Genomic DNA, 19,393 nt, shown 5'->3' with positions numbered 1-19,393 from the left:
GCTGTTCGCCTGCGGTTCGGGCTGTCGTGCCGCGCCTCAGCGGCCGGCCGGCCGGAGGCCGCGCTCCAGCGCGTCGAGCGCCCGGTCGATCTCGCCCTCGGTGATCGTCAGCGGCGGGCGGAACCGGAGGCTGCGGTCGCCGCACGGGAGGGCGATGACGTGGTGCTCCTCGTACATCCGCCGCAGGACGCCGTCGCGGTACGGGCCGTCCGGCAGGTCGACGGCGCACATCAGACCGCGGCCGCGGGGGTTGCTCACGAGGGTCGGGTACTCGTCGGCCAGGGACTGGAGGCCGTCGCACAGGTACTTGCCGCGCTGGACGACGGCGTCGAGGAGCTGGGTGCGCTCCATCGTCTCCAGGATGCGGGTGGCGCGGACCATGTCGGCGAGGTTGCCGCCCCAGGTCGAGCTGATCCGGGACGAGACGGTGAACACGTTGTCCGGCACCTCGTCGATGCGGCCGCCGCCCATCACGCCGCACACCTGGGTCTTCTTGCCGAACGCCACGAGGTCCGGCCGGAGGTCGAGCTGCTGGTACGCCCACGGGGTGCCGGTGATGCCGCAGCCGCTCTGCACCTCGTCGAGCACGAACAGGGCGTCGTACTCGTGGCAGAGGCGCTGCATCGCCTGGAGGAAGTCGGCACTCAGGTGGTTGTCGCCGCCCTCGCCCTGGATCGGTTCGGCGATGAAGCAGGCGATCATCCCGCCGGCGGCGCGGAAGGCCGCTTCGGCGGCCTCCAGGGCCCGCCGTTCGGCCTCCTGGTTGGCACGGGCGTGCTCGGCGAGCGGGTGGCGCAGGGCCGGCGAGGGGATGCGGGGCCAGCGGAACTTGGGGAAGCGGGCCGTCTTGGACGGCTCGGTGTTGGTCAGCGACATGGTGTAGCCGCTGCGGCCGTGGAACGACCGCTCCAGGTGCAGCGCCGTGAGGCCGTCGACGGCGTCCTCGTCGAGACCGAGCTTCTGCGCCTTCCAGTCGAAGGCCGCCTTGAGGGCGTTCTCGACGGCCAGTGCTCCGCCGTCCACGAAGAACAGGTGGGGCAGCAGCGGATCGCCGAGCACACGGGCGAACGTCTTGACGAACCGGGCGTAGGGAATCGTGTAGACATCGGGGTTCGAGGGCTTGTTCACGGCCGCCGCGGTGAGTTCCCGCAGGAACTCCGGATCGTCGGTGATACAGGAGGGATTGATACCGAGCGGCGCCGAGGCGAAGAAGGAGAAGAGGTCGAGGTATTCGTTTCCGGTGATGGCGTCGACAAGCCGGGATCCGCTGCTGGCCGACAGATCCAGAACGATGCCGTAGCCGTCCACCAGGACGTGGTGCTCCAGGACGCGGTGCACGTCCCGGGCGGTCAGACGTGCCGTCTCCGAAGGGCCGCTGTCAGGGCGACGCACTTGCTCGTCCATGCGTGAAAACTCCTGTTAGAGCAGGATGAATTGTCAGGGAGTTCAACTGCCGGCGCGCTGTGGCGATGGACTGGAAATTAGCGGATTCCGATATTAACCTGCACCCCTCTTGGTCCCCTCTTTCGGCTCTCTCGAAATTCTCTTCGCCTTCTCGGGGATCCGGCGGAAAACACTCTGTTCGGGATCCGGTGCAACTGATACGGTGTTTCCCGTCGACCGAATTCCGGTGGGCCGCGGACCTCCTTTTCTTTTCTGAATTCCGTGGGAGATCACGACATGGCCGTTGCCGACTGGGACGATGCCCGCGGCCGTATGCTCCTCGACCCGACCGTCGTCAACCTCAACACCGGCTCCGGCGGACAGTTGCCCCGTGCCACGTTCGCCCGCGTCGGCGACCTCCGCGCCCATCTCGCCCGCGCGCCGATGGACTTCCTGCTGCACGAGGTGCCCCCGCTGCTGTGGAAGGCGAGGGAGCGCCTGGCCGGCTTCCTGGGCGGGGACCCGCACCGCCTGGTCCTCACCACCAATGTGACGGAGGCCGTCAACCTGGTGGCGTCCTCGCTGCACCTGACCGCACCGGGCGAGATCCTGCTGTCGGACCACGAGTACACGCCGATGCGCTGGTGCTGGGAGCGGATGGCGCGGCGCCAGGGCCTGGAGCCGCGGACGTTCCGGCTGCCGCCCCGGCCCGTCGGTCCCGGGGAGATCGTGGAGGCCGCCGTCGCGGCGATGGGCCCGAGGACCCGGCTGCTGTGCTTCAGCCATGTCACGGCCGCGACCGGGATGGTGCTGCCCGCCGCCGAGCTGTGCCGGGAGGCCCGGCGGCGCGGAATCGTCACGGTCGTCGACGGAGCCCACGCGCCGGCGCTCATCGACCTGGACCTGGCGTCCGTTCCGTGCGACTTCTACGCGGGAAGCGGCCACAAGTGGCTGCTCGCGCCCACCGGCGTGGGATTCCTGCACATCGGCGAGGGGCGGCAGGACAGCCTCGAACCACTCCAGGTGAGCTGGGCCTACCACCCGGCGGCGGGGAGCGGGGCGCCGGACGAACGAGACCGGTTCGGCAGCACCCCGCGGCTGCGCAGGCTGGAGTGCGAGGGGACGCGGGACCTGTGCCCCTGGCTCGTACTGCCGGAGGCGATCGACTTCCTGGCCGGGTTCGGGCACCACCGGATCGCCGCCCGCCGACGCGAACTCGCCGACCGGGTGCGTCACCGCCTCACCGGACTGCGGGGACTGGAACCGGCCACTCCCGAGGCGCCCGGCCTGTCCGCCGGGATGGTCGCGTTCCGCCTGCCCCCGGGACGGGACGCGAACGAGGTGCGCCGGGGGCTGCGGGAGCGCCACCGCATCGAGACGTCGGCGGTCGAGGGGCCGGACGGCCCGCTGCTGCGGATCTCGGTGAACTTCTACAACACCGAGGCCGAAATCGACCGGTTGGCGGACGCGCTGGAGGAGCTGATGGGGCAGCGGGCCCCGTCCGATCACGAGAGGAACAGTGAGTGCTGATGGACACGACGGTTCCGACGTTCAGCCTGGCGGAGCTCCGGGAGGGCCGCCACCGGGAGGAGTTCCGCGCCTGCCTGGAGGAGAAGGGCGTCTTCTACCTCACGGACAGCGGCCTGTCGGAGGGCGACCACAAGTCCGCCAAGGACGTCGCCGTGGACTTCTTCGAACACGGCACCGAGGAGCAGAAGCGGGCCGTGACCTCCAAGGACCCCGCCATGCGCCGTGGATTCACGGGCCTGGAGTCGGAGAGCACAGCGAAGATCACCAACTCCGGTGCGTACACCGACTACTCGATGTGCTACTCGATGGGGACCTCGGACAACGTGTTCCCCACGGCCGACTTCGAACGGATCTGGACGCACTACTTCGACAGCATGTACGCCACCTCCCAGGAGGTGGCGCGGCAGGTCCTGAAGGCCACGGGAACCGAGCCGGAGGGCGGCACCGAGGCGTTCGTCCACTGCGAACCGCTGCTGCGGTTCCGCTACTTCCCCGAGGTGCCCGAGCACCGCAGCGCCGAAGAGGAGCCCCTCCGGATGGCGCCGCACTACGATCTGTCGACGGTGACGCTGATCCAGCAGACCCCGTGCCCGAACGGCTTCGTGAGCCTCCAGTGCGAGGTCGGCGGCACCTTCGTCGACCTGCCGGCCAGGACGGACGCGGCGCTGGTGTTCTGCGGGGCCGTTGCGACCCTGGTGACCGGCGGCCGCGTGAAGGCCCCGCGGCACCACGTCGCGGCGCCGCGCCGGGACCAGATCGCGGGCAGCAGCCGCACGTCGAGCGTCTTCTTCCTGCGGCCCAACGCCGACTTCACGTTCTCCGTCCCACTGGCGCGGCAGTGCGGATTCGACATCAGCCTGGACGGCGAGACCGCGACGTTCCGGGACTGGATCGGAGGCAACTACGTCAACCTCCGCACCCAGAAGGTCTCCTAGGCACGGAAGAGGGCAACCCACGTGGTTACAGCAGCAGTCAGCAGTACCGACGACGTACGCGCCAGGGCGGAGGCGGCCCTGGCGGGCTGCGGGGTCGAACTCGCCGCGTTCAAGGGCGACACCCTCACCGCGCGTACACCGATCACCGGGGCCGGACTGTTCGGCCTGCGCGCCGACACCCCCGCCGATGCGGACCGGGCGGTCGAGGCCGCGCACACGGCGTTCCTCACCTGGCGGACGACCCCGGCGCCAGTGCGCGGCGCGCTCGTCAAGCGGCTCGGCGAGCTGCTGGCCGAGCACCGGGAGCAGTTGGCCGACCTGGTCACCGTCGAGGCCGGCAAGATCCGCTCCGAGGCGCTCGGCGAAGTCCAGGAGATGGTCGACATCTGCGACTTCGCGGTGGGCCTGTCCCGGCAGCTCTACGGCCGCACCATGCCCTCCGAACGCCCGGGCCACCGGCTGATGGAGACCTGGCACCCGCTGGGCGTGGTCGGTGTGATCACCGCCTTCAACTTTCCGGTCGCGGTGTGGGCGTGGAACACCGCGGTGGCCCTGGTGTGCGGCGACACCGTGGTGTGGAAGCCGTCCGAGCTGACGCCGCTGACCGCGCTGGCCTGCACCGCCCTCCTCGACCGCGCCGCCGCGGAGACCGGCGCCCCGGCCCACCTCAACCAGGTCCTCCTCGGTGCGGCGGAGGCCGGCGAGCGGCTGGTCGACTCCCCGCGCGTGCCGCTGGTCAGCGCGACCGGATCGACCCGGATGGGCCGGACGGTGGGACCCCGGGTGGCCGCCCGGTTCGGCCGCGCCCTGCTGGAGCTCGGAGGGAACAACGCCGCCGTGGTCACCCCGTCGGCGGACCTCGACCTCACCGTCAACGCCGCCGTGTTCGCCGCCGCGGGCACGGCGGGCCAGCGGTGCACCACGCTCCGCCGGCTGATCGTGCACGAGGACGTCGCCGACACCGTCGTCGAACGGCTCGTCCGGGCGTACGGCCGACTGCCGATCGGCGACCCGTTCCGGGACACCACCTTGGTGGGACCGCTCGTGAACCAGGCGTCCCACACCAGGATGCAGGCCGCCCTGGACCGGGCCGCCGCGGACGGCGGAACCCTCGTCGCCGGCGGCGAGCGGCAACTCGCCGAGGCGGCCCCGGACGCGTACTACGTCCGGCCGGCCATCGTCCGGATGCCGGCCCAGACCGATGTGGTGCGCGAGGAGACCTTCGCACCCCTCCTGTACGTCCTGACCTACCGGGACCTCGACGAGGCGATCCGGCTGCACAACGACGTACCGCAGGGACTGTCGTCCGGGATCTTCACCAACGACCAGCGGGAGGCCGAGCGGTTCCTGGCCGCCGACGGCGCGGACTGCGGCATCGTCAACGTCAACATCGGCACGTCGGGCGCGGAGATCGGAGGTGCGTTCGGCGGTGAGAAGGAGACGGGCGGCGGACGCGAGTCCGGTTCCGACGCATGGCGGGCCTACATGCGCCGCGCGACGAACACGGTGAACTACTCCGGGCGGGTGACGCTCGCCCAAGGCGTGAACTTCTCCCGGTAGCCCGGACTCCGGCACACCGCCCCGGTCGGCACCACCGACCGGGGCGGTGCCGGTTCCCCGGCTGTTTCCAGCCGTCCGCCCACGGTTGCCGCCGCGGTTCCCGAACAGTGATCGGATACGCTGGCCGCGCCGCCGCGTGGCGATCACCGACGGGCCCTCGGAAGGCCGCGGATCGCCCGGCGAGAACCACCAGCCCTTGCGCCAGGACGCGTGACGTGCCTGCCCGGCAGGACACGTGTGCCGTGGGCGCACGAAGGAGAAAGCGATGGCGGACCGAACACTCGACACCGGCACCCTCGACCGGGACGACGCGCCGGTGGAGCCCCTGGACACAGAGCGTGCCCCGGGCCCAGCCGTGACCGAGGAGCGCACGGGGAAGCCGGACCCGGAGCCGAAGAAGTCGGCGGACGAGCCGGAGAAGTCGGCGGAGAAGCCGGAGAAGCCGGAGGCCGCCGGCGAGCCGTCGGGAGAGGCGGACGAGGGGGATGCGGACGCCGCTGTGGAGGAAGCCCCGGCTCCGGCGGCCGAGGACACCGCCGGGAAGACCGAGGACGCCGCCGATGAGCCGCCGGAGAAGGCCGAGGCCGCCGCCGGCGAGGCCGGTGGCACGGCGCCGGACGGGAGTGCCGCGGCGGCTGCCGGGGACGAGCCCGGAGAGGCCGCCGAGGCCGCCGAGACCGCGAAGCCCGCCGAGGCGGAGCCCTCCGAGAACACCCGGACGGTCGCGTTACGGGTTCCGGAGGGCGCGGCCGCAGCCGCTGAGACGGTGGCGATCGAGGTCGCCGACATGCCGCGCGCCGAGCCGCCCGCCATCCCGGCCACCGCGCAGGACGTGCGCGACGCGCAGCCCGCCGCCTCCCCGCTCGACCTGCTCGCGCACCTCACGAACACCCCGCCGCCACCGCGCACCCCGGCCCGCACGTTCCTCCGCAGGGCCAGGATATGGACGCTTCTCGTGGCGCTCCTCGTGCCGGCCGTCCTCGCCGCCCAACTGCTCCGTCCGCTGCCCGGGCCGACCCTCGTCCTCGACCCGGGTGCGTCGTCCTTCACCGTCGGCGGCGGCACGTTCACCATGCCGTGGCCCGAGAAGGGACAGGCCGCGGTCAAGGTCGTGGGTTCGGGCACCATAGGGACGTTCGGGGAGCAGAAACCCGTTCCGACGGCGAGCGTCGCCAAGATCATGACGGCCTACGTGATCCTGCGCGAGCACCCGATCGGGAGGGACGAGCCGGGCCCGCGGGTCACGGTCGACGCCCGGGCCGTGGGGGAGGGCAAGGCCGTGCACGAGTCGCGCATCGAGGGACTGCGGGTCGGCCAGACGTTCAGCCTCCAGGACATGCTGAAGATGCTGATGATCCCGTCGGGCAACAACGTGGCCCGGCTGCTGGCCCGGTGGAACACGGGGACCCGGGACGAGACCGAGTTCGTCCGGAAGATGAACGAGGCGGCCAGGTCGCTCGGCATGAAGAACACCACGTACACCGACCCCAGCGGCCTGGACAAGGGGACCGTCAGCACAGCCGTCGACCAGCTCAAGCTGGCCGAGGCGGTCATGAGGTTCGACACCTTCCGCGCGATCGTCGCCATGCCCAACGCCGACATCCCCGGGGTCGGGCGCATCATCAACAACAACGACCGGCTGATCCTGGCCGGGCTGAGCATCAGGGGCATCAAGACCGGTTCCAACACCCCCGCGGGCGGCACGCTGTCCTGGGCGGCGTACAAGACCGTGGACGGCGAGGAGCGGCTGATCCTGGGCACGATGCTGGACCAGCACGTCACGGGACCGGATCCCAACGGTTCGAACAGTCTCCTGCTGGTGCAGGACAACAGCAAGAAGGTCGTCAAGGCGGTCCGGGAGGCGCTCACCTCGGCGACGGCGGTGCGGAAGGGCCAGGTCGTCGGACACGTCGACGACGGTCTGGGCGGCCGCGTACCGCTGGTCGCCACGCGGGATTTGAAGGTGGTCGGGGTGCCGGGGCAGAAGCTGGCGCTCTCGTTCCGGGACGGGGGCAGGACCGTTGCCGCCGGGGCGAAGGCCGGGACCGTGGTCGGTGAGCTGGTGCTGGGCGGCGCGAAGGAGCGGCGCGTGCCGGTGGCGCTGCGGTCGGAGCTGCGGGAGCCGTCCTTCCGGGAGAGGCTGACCCGGATCGGGTGAGGCGGCGGGAGCGGCCGGCCCCGGTCAGGTCAGCGCGGCGGCGATGTGCTCGGCGGCTTCGGCGATCAGGGCCTCGCTGGGGCGGTCCTCCTGTTCGGAGCGCTCGGACATGATGGCCATCACGAGGGGGGCGGAGCGCGGCGGCCACACGACGGCGATGTCGTTGGCCCGGCCGTAGTTGCCGGTTCCGGTCTTGTCGGCGACCCGCCAGCCCTTGGGGAGCCCGGCCCGGATGCGGTTGCCGCCGGTGGTGTTGCGGACGAGGAGGTCGGTGAGGAGGGCGCGCTTGTCGGCGGCGAGCGCGTCACCCAGGACGACCGTGCGGTAATCGGCGGCGATCGCCCGGGGCGAGGTGGTGTCGCGCGGGTCTCCGGGGCGGGCCTGGTGCAGCTCGGGCTCGTAGCGGTCGAGGCGGCTGACGGTGTCGCCGAGCTTCCGCAGGTAGGCGGTCAGCCGCTCCGGGCCGCCGAGGTCGCGCAGCAGCAGGTTGGCGGCCGTGCCGTCGCTGTGGCGGATGGCGGCGTCGCACAGTTGGCCCACCGTCATGCCCTTGGCGACGTTCTGCCTGGTGATGGGGGAGATGGACTTGATGTCGTCCCAGGTGTAGGTGACGTGCTCGTCCAGGTGGCTGAGCGGATTGCGGTGGAGGACGGCGGCGACGGCGAGGGTCTTGAACGTGGAGCAGAACGCGAAGCGTTCGTCTGCCCGGTGGGCGATCGCCTTCCCCGTACCGGTGGCCAGGGCGTACACGCCGAGCCGGGCATCGTGCTTGCGCTCGAGCGCGCGGAGCGGAGCGGCGTCCAGCAGGGTCGCGGAGGCGGAGGGAGAGGCGGAGGGCCGTGCCGACGCGTGGGATCCCAGGGTGACCGAGCGGTCCTGCGTACCGCCGCAGCCGGTCAGGGGCAGTAGGGCCGCCGCGGTGAGGAAGGCGCGGCGGGGCAGGCCGGACTGCTTGAGGGACATGCGGGTGTACCTGCTTTCGGAAAAGCCGAGTCGGCCCTGCCGTGGCCGGTGCGTGGACGGGGTCGCCCCCGTTTTACGCGCTCCGGCCGGCGGAGTCCAACTCGGGCCGTCCTTTCGTGTGACGAGTCGCGCAACCACGCGGGAACCGTTCACACGATGGGATGGCCAGGGAAGACATGTCCGGGGAGGCGGGACCTCAGTTCCGGGAGGACACGCGCCGGGCATCGCCGTCCGGCGCGCCGGCGGGCCGGGTGGCGTCCCGTACGCGGGTCAGCAGGAACAGCCCGGCCAGGGTCGCGGCGGAGGTCAGGACCAGGTACAGCAGGCCGTGTCGGTAGCCGTCGGCGATCCGGGCGGGGGCGAGCGCCGTGTTCCGCCCGGCGCCGTGGAACACGATGCCGATGACGGAGAGCCCGACGGCGCCGGCGACCTGCTGGGTCGTGGCCAGGAGACCGCTGGCGGCACCCGCCCGCGCGGAATCCACCTTGTCGAGGACGAGACCCAGCAGCGGAGCCATCACGACCCCGGTGCAGACCCCGTTGACGGCGAGCAGCGCCGCCAGCGCGGGGATGTTCACGGCCGCGGCCCCGTCGGGCAGCAGCAGGAACTGGCCCGCGTAGCCGGCGATCTGGACCCCCATCGCGGCTTTCAGCGGGCGGGTGCCCCAGCGGTTCGTCAGGTACGCGGAGGACATGCTGGCCACGCAGAAGCCGAGGGCCAGCGGGCTGGACACCAGGCCCGCCTGAAGGGGGGTGAGGCCCTGCCCGTTCTGGAGGAGGAGGGCCAGCACGTACAGGAACGACGACAGGGAGGCGTAGAAGGAGGCGACGGTCAGCAGCCCGGTGCGCAGGGCGCGCACGCGCAGCAGACCGGGCGGCAGGAGCGGGTCGCGTCCCAGGGACTCGGTGCGGCGTTCCCAGAGCCAGAAGCCCGGCAGCGCCGCGGCGGCGCCCGCGAGCATGAGGAGGGTCCACCCCGGCCAGCCGGCCGAGCGGCCGACCGTCAGGGGTAGCACCAGGAGCACCATGGCGCCGGCGAACAGCACGACTCCGGTGCGGTCGAAGCTCAGGCGGCCGGCCCGCCGACCCGTCGCCGGCAGCAGCAGCGGGGCGAGGACCAGCGTGACCGCTCCCACGGGCAGGTTGACGAGGAAGGCCCAGCGCCAGGAGAGGCCCAGCCAGTCCAGGCTGATCAGCAGTCCGCCGAGGAGTTGGCCGAGGGCCATGGCACTGCCCGTGGCAAGGCCGTAGACGCGCATGACGCGGGGGCGTTCCGCCGGCGGGTAGTGGATCCGGATGAGGGCGAGCACCTGCGGGAACAGCACCACGGACGCGCCGCCCTGGAGGGCCCGGCCGCAGATCAGCCACCAGACGTCGGGAGCGAAGCCGCACATCGCGGACGTCGCCGTGAAGAGGGCGAGGCCCACCACGAACGTCCTCTCGCGGCCCCAGTGGTCGCCCAGCCGCCCGCCGAGCACCAGCAGGGACGCGTAGACGATGGCGTACACGGCCACGACGAGCTCGGTCTCGCCGCTGCTCGCGTGCAGGTCCTCGGTGATGGACGGGACGGCGACGTTGACGATGAAGAAGTCCAGGGTGGGCATGAAGGCGCCCACGAGCAGTACGGCGAGCACCGGTCCCCCCTATGCGAGAGCCAGGCGCAGGTGCGGCTCGATCAGTTCGGGCGCGAGGATGAAGCCGTAGTGCCCGAGGTCGGTGTCCACGATGTCCACCCGGGCGCCGCGGATGCCGGCCGCCAGCTCCCGCTGGGTTTCGGGAGGGTACGCGCGGTCGGTGGAGAATCCGAGGACGCGGGTGGGGCAGGTGATCCGGGCGAGCGCCTCGCCGATGCCGCCCCTGCCCCGGGCGACCGTGGCGTTGAGGGCGGTCTCCGAGAGCACGAGGTACGCGTTGGCGTCGAAGCGCTCCCACACCTTGTCGCCCTGTGCGAGGACGTACTCGCGGAACTTGGCGTGGCAGACGCCCGGATCGTGGTACCAGGCCTGCCCGCCGAACCGCTCCTGCCAGTAGCGCTCCGTGCCGTAGCGCATGTGGGCGAAGCTGCGGGCGAGGGAGACGCCGGTGCGGGGCCCGCACCCCTCGGGGAGGTGGTAGAAATCGCCCCCGTGGAAGTGCGGGTCCCGCCGGATCAGCTCCAGTTCGACGTGCGTGTGGCCGGCCTGCTCGACCCGGGTGGCCGCCGCCACGGCGATCAGGAGGAGCCGGCCCACCCGGTGGGGGCGGGAGACGGCCCACTCCAGGGCGCGGGCGCCGCCGATGGACATGCCGATGACGGTGTGCCAGCGCTCGATGCCCAGCGCGTCGGCGAGCGCGGCCTCGGCCTCGACCTGGTCCACCACGTCGAGCGCGGGGAACCGGGACGCCCAGGGTCTGCCACGGGCGTCGAGACTCGCGGGGCCGGTGCTCCCGTCGCAGCCGCCGAGGTTGTTGGCGACCACGACGTGGAAGCGGTCCGTGTCGACGGCCCTGCCCGGTCCGATGAGGGAGTTCCACCAGCCCTCGGCACGGTGGCCGGGACCGGCCGGTCCCGCCGCGTGGCTGGTCATGCTCAGCGGCGGGAGGATCAGGACCGCATTGCTCCGGTCCGCGTCGAGGGCGCCCCAGCTCTCGTACGACATGGTCACCGGTCCGAGGGTCTGTCCGGAGACCAGTCGCAGGGGTGCGTCGGCCGGGTGGGTCTCGACGAAGCGTCGGCCTCCCGGAGCGTCGCCGGGTTGCCACGCTCCGGTGTTGTTCAGTCGCATGCCCGCGTTCCCTCCGTGGCCGGGTCCGGGTCGGCCGGCCCGGTCGTCGGTCTGGCTGTCAGTGGCCGGCGTAACGGCTGCGCAGCACCTTCTTGTCGAACTTGTTCGTGGCCGTCCTGGGGATCTCGGACACGAACACGTAGCGGTCCGGCAGCCACCACTTGGGCAGCCGGCCGTTCAGGAAGGCCCGCAGCGCCTCCGGGGCGACCCCGGCGCCGGGGCGGGCCACCACGACCGCCAACGGCCGCTCCTGCCACCGGGCGTCCGGCATGGCGACGACGGCCGCCTCCAGGACGTCGGGGTGGTCCATGAGCGCGGACTCGACCGTGATCGAGCTGATCCACTCGCCGCCCGACTTGATCAGGTCCTTGCTGCGGTCGGTGATGCGCACGTAGCCGTCCGGATCGATGGACGCGATGTCGCCGCTGCGCAGCCAGCCGTCGTGGAACTTCCTGGTGTTGGTGTCGTCGCCGGGGTTCTCGTAGCGCGTCGCCCCCCAGAACGACCGGACCTCCAACTCGCCCTGGGTCACCCCGTCGTGCGGCAGGACCTCGTCCCGCTCGCCCACCAGCCGCAGCTCGACGCCGGGCACGGCCAGGCCCTGCGTGTCGTGCAGTTCGAGCTGCTTCTCGGGCGGCAGGGACTCCTGACTGCCGCGGACGGTGGTCAGGGCGACCAGCGCCATGTTCTCCGTCATGCCGAGCCCCTGCTGCATGGTCACGCCGCGGTCGGCGTACCGGCGCACCAGGCCGTACGGGATGGCCGAGCCGCCGCAGACGATCCGCTCCAGGGAGGCGAACACCTCTTCGGGAGGATCCAGTTCGTCCAGGGCGAGCCAGAAGGTGGGCACCCCGGCCGAGAAGGTGACCCGCTCCCGCCGCAGGGTCGCCGCGATGGCCTCCGGCTTCAGGTGCGGCCCGGTGAACACCAGACCCGCGCCGGCCATGGCGGCGGCGTAGGGCAGGCCCCAGGCCGCGGCGTGGAACAGCGGGGTCAGCGGGAGGATCACGTCCCGCTCGCGGATCGCGAAGGCATCGGCCGCGCACACCGCGAGGGAGTGCAGGACGATCGAGCGGTGCGAGTGCGCGACGCCCTTCGGGTTGCCCGTGGTGCCGCCCGTGTAGCACAGGCACGCGGTACGGTTCTCCGCGACGTCGCGCGGCTCGTCGGGCTCGGCCGAGGCCAGCAGCTCCTCGTAGTGGTGCGCGCCGGCGAACGCGGGGTGCACCTCACCGCCGTCGGGCATCACCACGAACTCGCGCACGCTCCGGAGGCGGGGCAGCAGCCGTGCCAGTCGCCCGGTGAGGGAGGCGTCGACCACCATCACGCGGGCGTTGGCGTGGGCCACGACCCAGGCGATCTGCTCGTCGGAGAACCGGACGTTGACCGGTACGAGGACGTGGCTGGCCATCGGGACGCCGAAGAACCACTCCAGGTGCCGGGTGCTGTTCCAGGCGAACGTCGCGACCGCGCCGCCCGGTTCGATACCCAACCGGGCCAGGGCGTTGGTCAGCCGCAGGGCACGCTGCCGCAGGACCGCCCAGGGCGTGCCGACGGGTCGCCCGGCGGGATCCGCCTCGCGGATCTCCTTGCCGGGGGCCACACTGGCCGCGCGCCGCAGCAGGGTCGCCACGGAGAGCCCTATTCCACCCTGCGCGGTCACGACGCAAGCTGGACGAGGGTCATGCCGTCGTGGACGGTGAGCAGCGCCGTGCGCACGCGGGGGTCCTCCGCCATGTGCCGGTTGAACTTGACCACGTCGTGCGCCCAGTTGGCGAACAGGCGCTCCACCCACTCCTCGCCGGTCCTCGCCTCCGCGGCGGGCGGCAGGTCACGCGGGTCGAGGACCTCACCGCCCCACATGGTGTTGTCGACCACCAGGAGACCGCGGGGGCGGAGGAGGTCGCGGGCGAGGATGCTCTCGAAGTACTTGATGTAGTTGGGTTTGTCGGCGTCCAGGAAGATGAGGTCGAAGTCGCCGTCGACGCGCTGGAGGCCGGAGAGCGCGTCGTCCAGCACGGGCTTGACCTTGTGGCCGTGCGGGCTGCGGGAGAAGGCCCGGGTGGCGATCTCCTGGGCCCGCTTGTCGGTGACGTAGCTGTCGATGGTGACGATCTCACCGTCCTCCGGCAGGGCCGCGGCCATGGCGAGGGTGCCGTGTCCGGTGAAGGTGCCCACCTCCAGCACGCGGTTCATGCCGGCGGCGGATATCAGCATCTGCAGGAAGGTCGCCTGTACGGGGGAGGTGGCGATGTCCGCCCACTCGGGGGCGAGCCGGACGGTCTCCTCCTCCAGCTCCCGCAGCTCGGCCGAGACCGGGGAGGACGAGCGCTCCGCGTATTCCCGCACGCCTTCCCGGAAGATGGAAGGCTTCTCGAAGACGGCGTCGGACCTGTATTCCATGGACTCTTCCCTCGCGTGTGAACGGACTTCCGGGACGGGATGGGACGGGCCGGCAGTGGTTACGGGTTGGGAGTGGCGTGCATCGTGACGTAGTTGGTCCCGATCCAGTCCCCGAAGGTCGCGGTCTCGCCGTCGAGGGTGTCGACGTCGAGGCCGTAGCCGCGGGCCTTGGGGACCGAGAAGGCGAAGTCGGGGGAGGGACGCAGGAAGAAGACGCTCGACGTGCGGTCGCTGCCCTTGCGCCGGCCGGCCCGCGGGGACCTGACGTGGTGCCGGGGAGCGGGGACGGCGCCCTGGGTGACGAGGGGTGCGATGGCGCCGCACAGCACGACCACGGCGTCCTGGACGTGCGGCAGGTCCACCAGTTCGCCGCCGATCTCGGCCTGGAGGCTGACGAACCCGTTGGCGCAGGGGGTCTGGTGGATCAGGGTGACGATGGACAGGTCGTAGTGCGGCGCCATGCGCCGCGGCTCGTACTCGGCGGCGCGGTGTTCGGGGACCTCGGGGAAGTAGCGCAACCGCAGGACGGGATCGCAGTCCAGCAGCGTGTCGATGTCCCTGCCGTCCGAGCCGTCGTACGTACCGGTCGCCTCCAGGACGACCCGGGCGGTCTCCCGGGCGGCGGTGTAGAGGCCGTCGAAGTAGGCCGTCCAGATCTCCTCGAAGCGCCGCGAGGGGAAGAGGTTGCCGGAGATCCCCATCGAGAACGACATCGAGTAGTCCGTGTAGGTGCCCGTCCTGGTCACCTGGGCCGTGCTCTCGGCCTCCAGGGCGGAGTAGCCGCGGCGCATGGTCGGGATCTTCGTCGTCACGGCCTCCTTCTCCTCCGGAGTGCCGTGCCGGAAGAAGTCCATCGCCGTGTCGGTGGCGAGCCTGTGGTCCTGCTCCCGCACTCCGCAGTCGGTGAGGTAGAAGACACCCGTCTCCGTCACGCACCTGCGGAACTCTTCCCGGTCGGTGCCCTTCTTCAGCTCGGTGAGGCTGAAGAGGGGGACTCGGGGCCCCATCGTGTCCGCCATGGCGGCCCACTCCTTCCCTGATCAGTCGTAGAAAAGTACGGCGCGCATTTCCAGTGAGGTTCGTAGATGCCCGGTGTCGGGTCCCTTCTCGTCGTGGAACGCCGTGTGCGGGCAGAGGCCGGCCACGTCGGCCAGCCCGGGGCGTTCCACGCCGTCCGCGGCAAGCGCCAGCCCGCGGCTCGCGCTGTCGTAGCACTTGAAGAGGAGGACCTCGTCGGGTGAGAGCGACCGCCAGTAGTGCCAGCGGTGGCGGGGGTTGTGCTTCACGGAGTAGCTCTCGCGGTCCTTGAGCCACTCCGGGAACTCCAGCCGGGTCGCCACGAGGTCGGCGGAGAGGTCCAGCGACCGGTAGTCGCACAGGGCGAGGTGGTAGTTGCGGACGGGTTCGAGCAGGGGCCGCCAGATGTTGACGATCTGGAACCTGTCGAAGCGACGGCCCTCCCCGCCGTGCAGGGCGGCGCGGGCGCGGGCGCTGTTCGGACTCTGGTCGACGTGGACGCGCAGGTGCGGCGCCTGGTGGGGGGTCGCGCCGGAGGGGGCGGCGTCCTGGCGCCTCAGGGTGGCGTCGAAGAACTCCACCGTGCCGGCCCCGGTGACGGACGTCAGCAGCTCCGCGATCTCCCGCCGGTAGCGTTCGAGGGCCGGCGCGGAGTTCTCCGCCAGGGCGCGGTGGTCGTCCCGCACGGGGGCCTCGGCCTTCTCGAACCCCATGGTGTCGAGGGTGGGCCGCACGGTGCTGTCGCGCAGGTCCGTGACGGTCGCCTCGTACGGGACCATGCGGAAGTTGAGGATCACCTCGGGCGGCCGGGACAGGGCGTCGATGCACCAGTCGTCGTCCGGGGAGTCCGGCGTCAGCGGTGCGGCGTAGTGCAGGACGGTCGATACGGCGGACACGGCGGCGGCCTAGCCCTTCACGGCCGAGCGGCGGAAGACACCGCGGTCCAGTTGCGGGCCGGCGTTGGCGTACACCATGTCCATGGTCAGCACGTCGCGGAAGGACGCCAGGTACTCCTCCAGCAGGGTCGGGCTGTACCGGTGCCAGTAGGGGATCATGTCCTCGATGATGAAGTAGTCGCCCTCGTGGAGCAGGTGGTCGACGGCCCACCGCATGACGTTGAACGTGTCGCTGTGCGCGTCGTCGATGAACACCAGCGGGTGGGCGGCGTCGCCGAGGAGTTTCTCCAGCGTTCCGAGATCGGTGCAGTCGGCTTCGTGGAGAGCGATGTTCGACAACTCGGAGGGCGGGATCTGGCAGCGGGACAGGTCCTTGTCGATCCCGATGACCTGGCAGTCGATGCCCATGAGCCGGGTCAGGTCGCGGAACCAGACCAGGGAACCGCCGCTGTACACACCCAGTTCGATGACGGTGCGGGGACGGAATTCCCACAGCAGGTCGTGCAGGGCGGCCTGCGCCTCCGGGTCCTTGAGCAGACGCAGCCCTCTCCACTGATAGCGGGAGAAATCGGAGTAGCCCAGATCGCGCGGCGCTTCCGCCCACCGGTCGAGTGGCCAGTCCCGCGGGCGGTCCTTCAGTACGGGGGGACGGTAGACCGGATCCTCGCCCAGCCCCCGGAAAGCGTTCAGGTCCAGGAATTTCTCGCGAGAGTAGTCGTTCAATGCGCTCTCCCATGAGTTTGCGCCGCATTTCGACACCGCAATGCTAGCCCGCACTGCTCTTGGCCCCCTCTTGCGACTCTCTCGGAGGTCTCTCCGTAAAAACCCGGTAAGTCCTGGAGAAGGTCGCCGGTAATTAATCCGGGAAAGGGAAAGGGCCGGAGCATGCACAGGGGCAATGCTCCGGCCCGGGCCGGCGCGCTGTCGGCCGCTCTTCTCGTCCTGGTTCTCCCGCCCCGGTTCTCTATGCCGGGGTTCTCACGCCGAGTAACTTTTCGTCCTGGTGCAGGATCGCCTGCATCACCTTCATCATCCGCGCCCCCGGGTCGATCCCGATGTGCTCGCGCAGGATCCGCTTCGCCCGGTGGAAGACCTGGATCGCGTCGACCTGCCGGCCCTCCGCGTAATAGGCCTTCATGAGGCTGACGTAGAGGTCCTCGCGGAAGGGGTCGTCGTCGACCAGTTCCGACAGCCGGGAGATGGCCTCGTCGTAGCGCCCGAGGTCGATGTCGATCCGGGCGCGCAGCTCGACCGCGGCCGTCCGTTCCGCTTCCAGGGACTCGGCCTTGAGCCGCAGCCGGCTGGAGGTGATGTCGACGAAGGCGGGTCCCCTCCACAGGGCCAGCGCGCTGTCGAGCCGGTCGGACGCCCCCCCGTGCTCCCCACAGGCGTGCAGGTCACGGGCTTCGCGGACGGTCTCCCGGAACACGAACAGGTCGATGGACCGGGGCGGTACCCGCAGCTCGTAGCCCCGGTCGTGCGAGCCGAGGGTCTCCCGGGGGAGGCCTGCCTCCACCAGGGCCTTCCGGATCATCCAGGCCGAGGTCTGCAACTGCCCCGACACGGTCAGGGGCGGCTCGCCGTCCCAGGAGTCCTCGCTGAGCACCTCCTTGGAGATGACCTGCCCGGGCCGCAGGGCCAGCGAGGCCAGGAAACGCCGCTGGCGCTGCCCCGGCACGGGTATCGGCGCACCGTCTCGTGCAAGGGTCACGGGACCGAGAAGCCGGATCGTCACGCCGTTCCAGATGCTCATGTCGATACCCTCTCGTGAAGGAGCACGCCCGCTTCCCGGAGGGCGGACGTGCGCGGGTGCCTTCCTTGGTGACAGCTCTTCGGAAGGAGATCGGATGAACCAGCGGTGCGGTGCTGCCGACGGGGGCGGGGGGTGGAGGCGCCGTTCCCCCCGTACCGCTTCCCGGGCGCGGGAAGTCGGCGAGCCGGCCTGGAGTCAAGGGCGCGCGGGCCTCATCCCGTCAGGCTCCTGAGGAACTTCGCGGCGATCGGACCGGCGTCGGAACCGCCCGAGCCGCCGTCCTCCAGCAGCACCGACCAGGCGAGGTTCCGGTCGCCCTGGTAGCCGATCATCCAGGCGTGCGTGCGGGGAGGGGTCTCGGTGCCGAACTCGGCGGTGCCCGTCTTGGCGTGCGGTTCACCGGGGATGCCCCTGAGGGCTTCGCCCGCGCCCTCGGTGACGGTCGCGCGCATCATGCTCCGCAGTGCTTCGACGGTGCCGGCGTCCAGCCGGGCGGTGGCCTCGTGCCGCTCCTTCACGGCCTCGGGCACCAGGACGGGCTGCTTGAACGCGCCCTCCTTCACCGTGGCCGCGATCGACGCCATGACCAGCGGGGACATCTGCACCCGGGCCTGCCCGATGGTGGAGGCGGCCTTGTGGTTGTCATTGTCCGGGACGGGGACGCTGCCGTCGTACGTCACGGTGCCCACATCCCAGGTGCCGCCGACTCCGAACGCCGCCGCGGTGTCGCGGAGGGCCGTGTCCGACAGCCGGTCGCGGGAGTTGACGAAGAAGGTGTTGCACGAGTGCGCGAAGCTGTCCCGGAACGTCGAGCCGGCGGGCAGGACGAACTGGTCCTGGTTCTCGAAGCGCTGGCCGTTGACGTAGGCGAACTTGGGGCAGTCCGCCCGGTCCGAGGGACCCATGCCCTGTTCGAGCAGGGCCGCGGCGGTCACCACCTTGAAGGTCGAACCGGGCGGGTAGCGGCCCTCCAGAGCACGGTTCATGCCCGCCGGCCTGTTGGCGACGGCCAGGATGTTGCCGGTCGAGGGGTCGACGGCGACGATCGCGGCGTTCTTCTCCACCCCGTCCAAGGCGTCGGCCGCGGCCTGTTGGACCTCCGGGTCGATGGTCGTCCGCACCGGTTCGCCCTTCGCGGCCGTGCCGGTGAGCTGCTTGACGACCCGGCCCGACTGGCGGTCCACGACCACGACCGACTTCGCCGCGCCCGTGCCGCCCGTGAGCTGCCGGTCGTAACGGGCCTGGAGGCCGGACACGCCCTTGCCCGTCGCGGCGTCGACGACCCCGACGAGGGAGGCCGCCTGGAGCTCCCTGCCCCTGGCGTCGAGGATGGCGGCCCTCTCCCGTGACTTCAGGGCGAGAGTCTGTCCCGGAACCATCTGCGGATGCACCATCTGGGTGCGGAACTCGACCTTCCACCGGTCGTCGTCCCCGCGTAAGCTCGCCCTTGACTCCCAGGTGTACTTTCCCGCTCCCGGCAGGTCCATCCGCACCGTGAACGGAACCTCTACTTCCCCTTCCGCTTTCCTGTCGCCGCCGCCGGTCGTGATCTCGGTCTTCGACGGTTTTAAGTTCGTCATGACGGACGTGATCAGCGACTCGGCATTATCGGGTGTATCGGTCAATTGACCGGCCAGCCGGGCATCGCCCGCCTCCCATGCGTCGAGAAACTTCCGCAGCTCCTTCGTCGCGTTCACCACCTGAGGGTCGTCCGCTTCCCCGTCGGTGGCCAGGGTGGAGTACCCCCAGTAAGCGATCCCGGCGGTTATGGCCAGTGCGGCGATCGTCGAGAAGGTCATCCGGCCGCGGCGGCGGCGTCGATGGGGTGGCGCGTAATCACCATGGCTGCGGGAATGCGTCATGCGGCACAGGCTAGGTACAAATTCGTTTCTGCTGAATGGTATGTGTCGCCTTCTGGACACGCCCGAGACGAAAGGAAAGGGGTGTCGGGGGAGGGAGATTAATCCGTCGCAGTCACCCCCAAAGGTCATCAAAGCGGGTAGGGAGGAGGCTACGTCTGCCCAATATGTG

General features: G+C 70.9%; 15 protein-coding genes. 4 read left to right on the top strand and 11 right to left on the bottom strand.

The annotated features are described in order from the left end of the window. Positions 1 to 36 precede the first annotated feature (36 nt). A complete protein-coding gene (lat, locus tag IF47_RS0100385) occupies positions 37 to 1,404 on the bottom strand; it encodes an L-lysine 6-transaminase (protein WP_031505764.1) in 1,368 nt (455 codons plus the stop codon). 276 nt (positions 1,405 to 1,680) lie between these two features. Between lat and IF47_RS0100380 the strand changes: the two genes are divergently transcribed. From IF47_RS0100380 to IF47_RS29065, 4 genes are all read left to right on the top strand, one after another. Then, positions 1,681 to 2,913: an aminotransferase class V-fold PLP-dependent enzyme gene (locus tag IF47_RS0100380; RefSeq protein WP_031505763.1), complete on the top strand. Its 1,233-nt coding sequence runs from the start codon at positions 1,681 to 1,683 to the stop codon at positions 2,911 to 2,913. Further along, positions 2,913 to 3,848, top strand: coding sequence for a 2OG-Fe(II) oxygenase family protein (locus tag IF47_RS0100375; protein WP_031505762.1), 936 nt, complete (start codon positions 2,913 to 2,915; stop codon positions 3,846 to 3,848). Before IF47_RS0100380 ends, IF47_RS0100375 begins: the two co-directional genes overlap by 1 nt. A gap of 21 nt (positions 3,849 to 3,869) precedes the next feature. Further along, the gene (gene amaB / locus IF47_RS0100370) at positions 3,870 to 5,408 is read left to right on the top strand and encodes an L-piperidine-6-carboxylate dehydrogenase (protein ID WP_031505761.1); all 1,539 of its coding nucleotides are present in this window, start codon (positions 3,870 to 3,872) and stop codon (positions 5,406 to 5,408) included. Between the two features lie 265 nt (positions 5,409 to 5,673). Next, positions 5,674 to 7,566, top strand: a complete 1,893-nt coding sequence (locus IF47_RS29065; RefSeq protein WP_078591453.1) for a serine hydrolase — start codon at positions 5,674 to 5,676, stop codon at positions 7,564 to 7,566. A gap of 24 nt (positions 7,567 to 7,590) precedes the next feature. Here IF47_RS29065 and bla read toward each other — a convergent pair whose 3' ends face one another. From bla to IF47_RS0100315, 10 genes are all read right to left on the bottom strand, one after another. Next, positions 7,591 to 8,529, bottom strand: a complete 939-nt coding sequence (bla, locus tag IF47_RS0100360; protein ID WP_031505759.1) for a class A beta-lactamase — start codon at positions 8,527 to 8,529, stop codon at positions 7,591 to 7,593. Between the two features lie 196 nt (positions 8,530 to 8,725). Then, positions 8,726 to 10,162: an MFS transporter gene (locus IF47_RS0100355; RefSeq protein ID WP_051716710.1), complete on the bottom strand. Its 1,437-nt coding sequence runs from the start codon at positions 10,160 to 10,162 to the stop codon at positions 8,726 to 8,728. A 9-nt stretch (positions 10,163 to 10,171) separates the two neighbouring features. Next, positions 10,172 to 11,293, bottom strand: a complete 1,122-nt coding sequence (metX, locus tag IF47_RS0100350) for a homoserine O-acetyltransferase MetX (RefSeq protein ID WP_031505757.1) — start codon at positions 11,291 to 11,293, stop codon at positions 10,172 to 10,174. A gap of 58 nt (positions 11,294 to 11,351) precedes the next feature. Next, positions 11,352 to 12,956: a long-chain-fatty-acid--CoA ligase gene (locus tag IF47_RS0100345; RefSeq protein ID WP_051716708.1), complete on the bottom strand. Its 1,605-nt coding sequence runs from the start codon at positions 12,954 to 12,956 to the stop codon at positions 11,352 to 11,354. Then, entirely contained in the window at positions 12,953 to 13,696 is a 744-nt protein-coding gene (locus IF47_RS0100340) for an O-methyltransferase (RefSeq protein WP_037731664.1), read from the bottom strand. The genes IF47_RS0100345 and IF47_RS0100340 overlap by 4 nt, the downstream gene beginning before the upstream one ends. Positions 13,697 to 13,755: 59 nt before the next feature. After that, positions 13,756 to 14,715: a 2OG-Fe(II) oxygenase family protein gene (locus tag IF47_RS0100335; protein WP_031505754.1), complete on the bottom strand. Its 960-nt coding sequence runs from the start codon at positions 14,713 to 14,715 to the stop codon at positions 13,756 to 13,758. A gap of 21 nt (positions 14,716 to 14,736) precedes the next feature. After that, a complete protein-coding gene (locus tag IF47_RS0100330) occupies positions 14,737 to 15,609 on the bottom strand; it encodes a CmcJ/NvfI family oxidoreductase (RefSeq protein ID WP_031505753.1) in 873 nt (290 codons plus the stop codon). Positions 15,610 to 15,618: 9 nt separating this feature from the next. Continuing rightward, positions 15,619 to 16,332 (bottom strand): CmcI family methyltransferase, encoded by a 714-nt coding sequence (locus IF47_RS0100325; protein ID WP_031505752.1) that lies wholly within the window; start codon positions 16,330 to 16,332, stop codon positions 15,619 to 15,621. A gap of 241 nt (positions 16,333 to 16,573) precedes the next feature. Then, a complete protein-coding gene (locus IF47_RS0100320; RefSeq protein ID WP_031505751.1) occupies positions 16,574 to 17,362 on the bottom strand; it encodes an AfsR/SARP family transcriptional regulator in 789 nt (262 codons plus the stop codon). A gap of 212 nt (positions 17,363 to 17,574) precedes the next feature. Next, complete coding sequence (locus IF47_RS0100315) at positions 17,575 to 19,224, bottom strand: penicillin-binding transpeptidase domain-containing protein (RefSeq protein ID WP_031505750.1); 1,650 nt, start codon at positions 19,222 to 19,224, stop codon at positions 17,575 to 17,577. Between the last annotated feature and the right edge of the window lie 169 nt (positions 19,225 to 19,393).

The sequence above is a fragment of the Streptomyces megasporus genome (genome assembly GCF_000718985.1).
Lineage (GTDB): Bacteria > Actinomycetota > Actinomycetes > Streptomycetales > Streptomycetaceae > Streptomyces > Streptomyces megasporus.
This window is presented reverse-complemented; position numbering and strand designations above follow the sequence as displayed.

Bases quoted from the DNA above. Each gene is read 5' to 3' on its own strand.
- metX (WP_031505757.1), bottom strand. From the start codon at position 11,293: ATGCGACTGAACAACACCGGAGCGTGGCAACCCGGCGACGCTCCGGGA.
- IF47_RS29065 (WP_078591453.1), top strand. From the start codon at position 5,674: ATGGCGGACCGAACACTCGACACCGGCACCCTCGACCGGGACGACGCG.
- IF47_RS0100375 (WP_031505762.1), top strand. From the start codon at position 2,913: ATGGACACGACGGTTCCGACGTTCAGCCTGGCGGAGCTCCGGGAGGGC.
- IF47_RS0100340 (WP_037731664.1), bottom strand. From the start codon at position 13,696: ATGGAATACAGGTCCGACGCCGTCTTCGAGAAGCCTTCCATCTTCCGG.
- IF47_RS0100380 (WP_031505763.1), top strand. From the start codon at position 1,681: ATGGCCGTTGCCGACTGGGACGATGCCCGCGGCCGTATGCTCCTCGAC.
- IF47_RS0100315 (WP_031505750.1), bottom strand. From the start codon at position 19,224: ATGACGCATTCCCGCAGCCATGGTGATTACGCGCCACCCCATCGACGC.
- IF47_RS0100320 (WP_031505751.1), bottom strand. From the start codon at position 17,362: ATGAGCATCTGGAACGGCGTGACGATCCGGCTTCTCGGTCCCGTGACC.
- lat (WP_031505764.1), bottom strand. From the start codon at position 1,404: ATGGACGAGCAAGTGCGTCGCCCTGACAGCGGCCCTTCGGAGACGGCA.
- bla (WP_031505759.1), bottom strand. From the start codon at position 8,529: ATGTCCCTCAAGCAGTCCGGCCTGCCCCGCCGCGCCTTCCTCACCGCG.
- IF47_RS0100335 (WP_031505754.1), bottom strand. From the start codon at position 14,715: ATGGCGGACACGATGGGGCCCCGAGTCCCCCTCTTCAGCCTCACCGAG.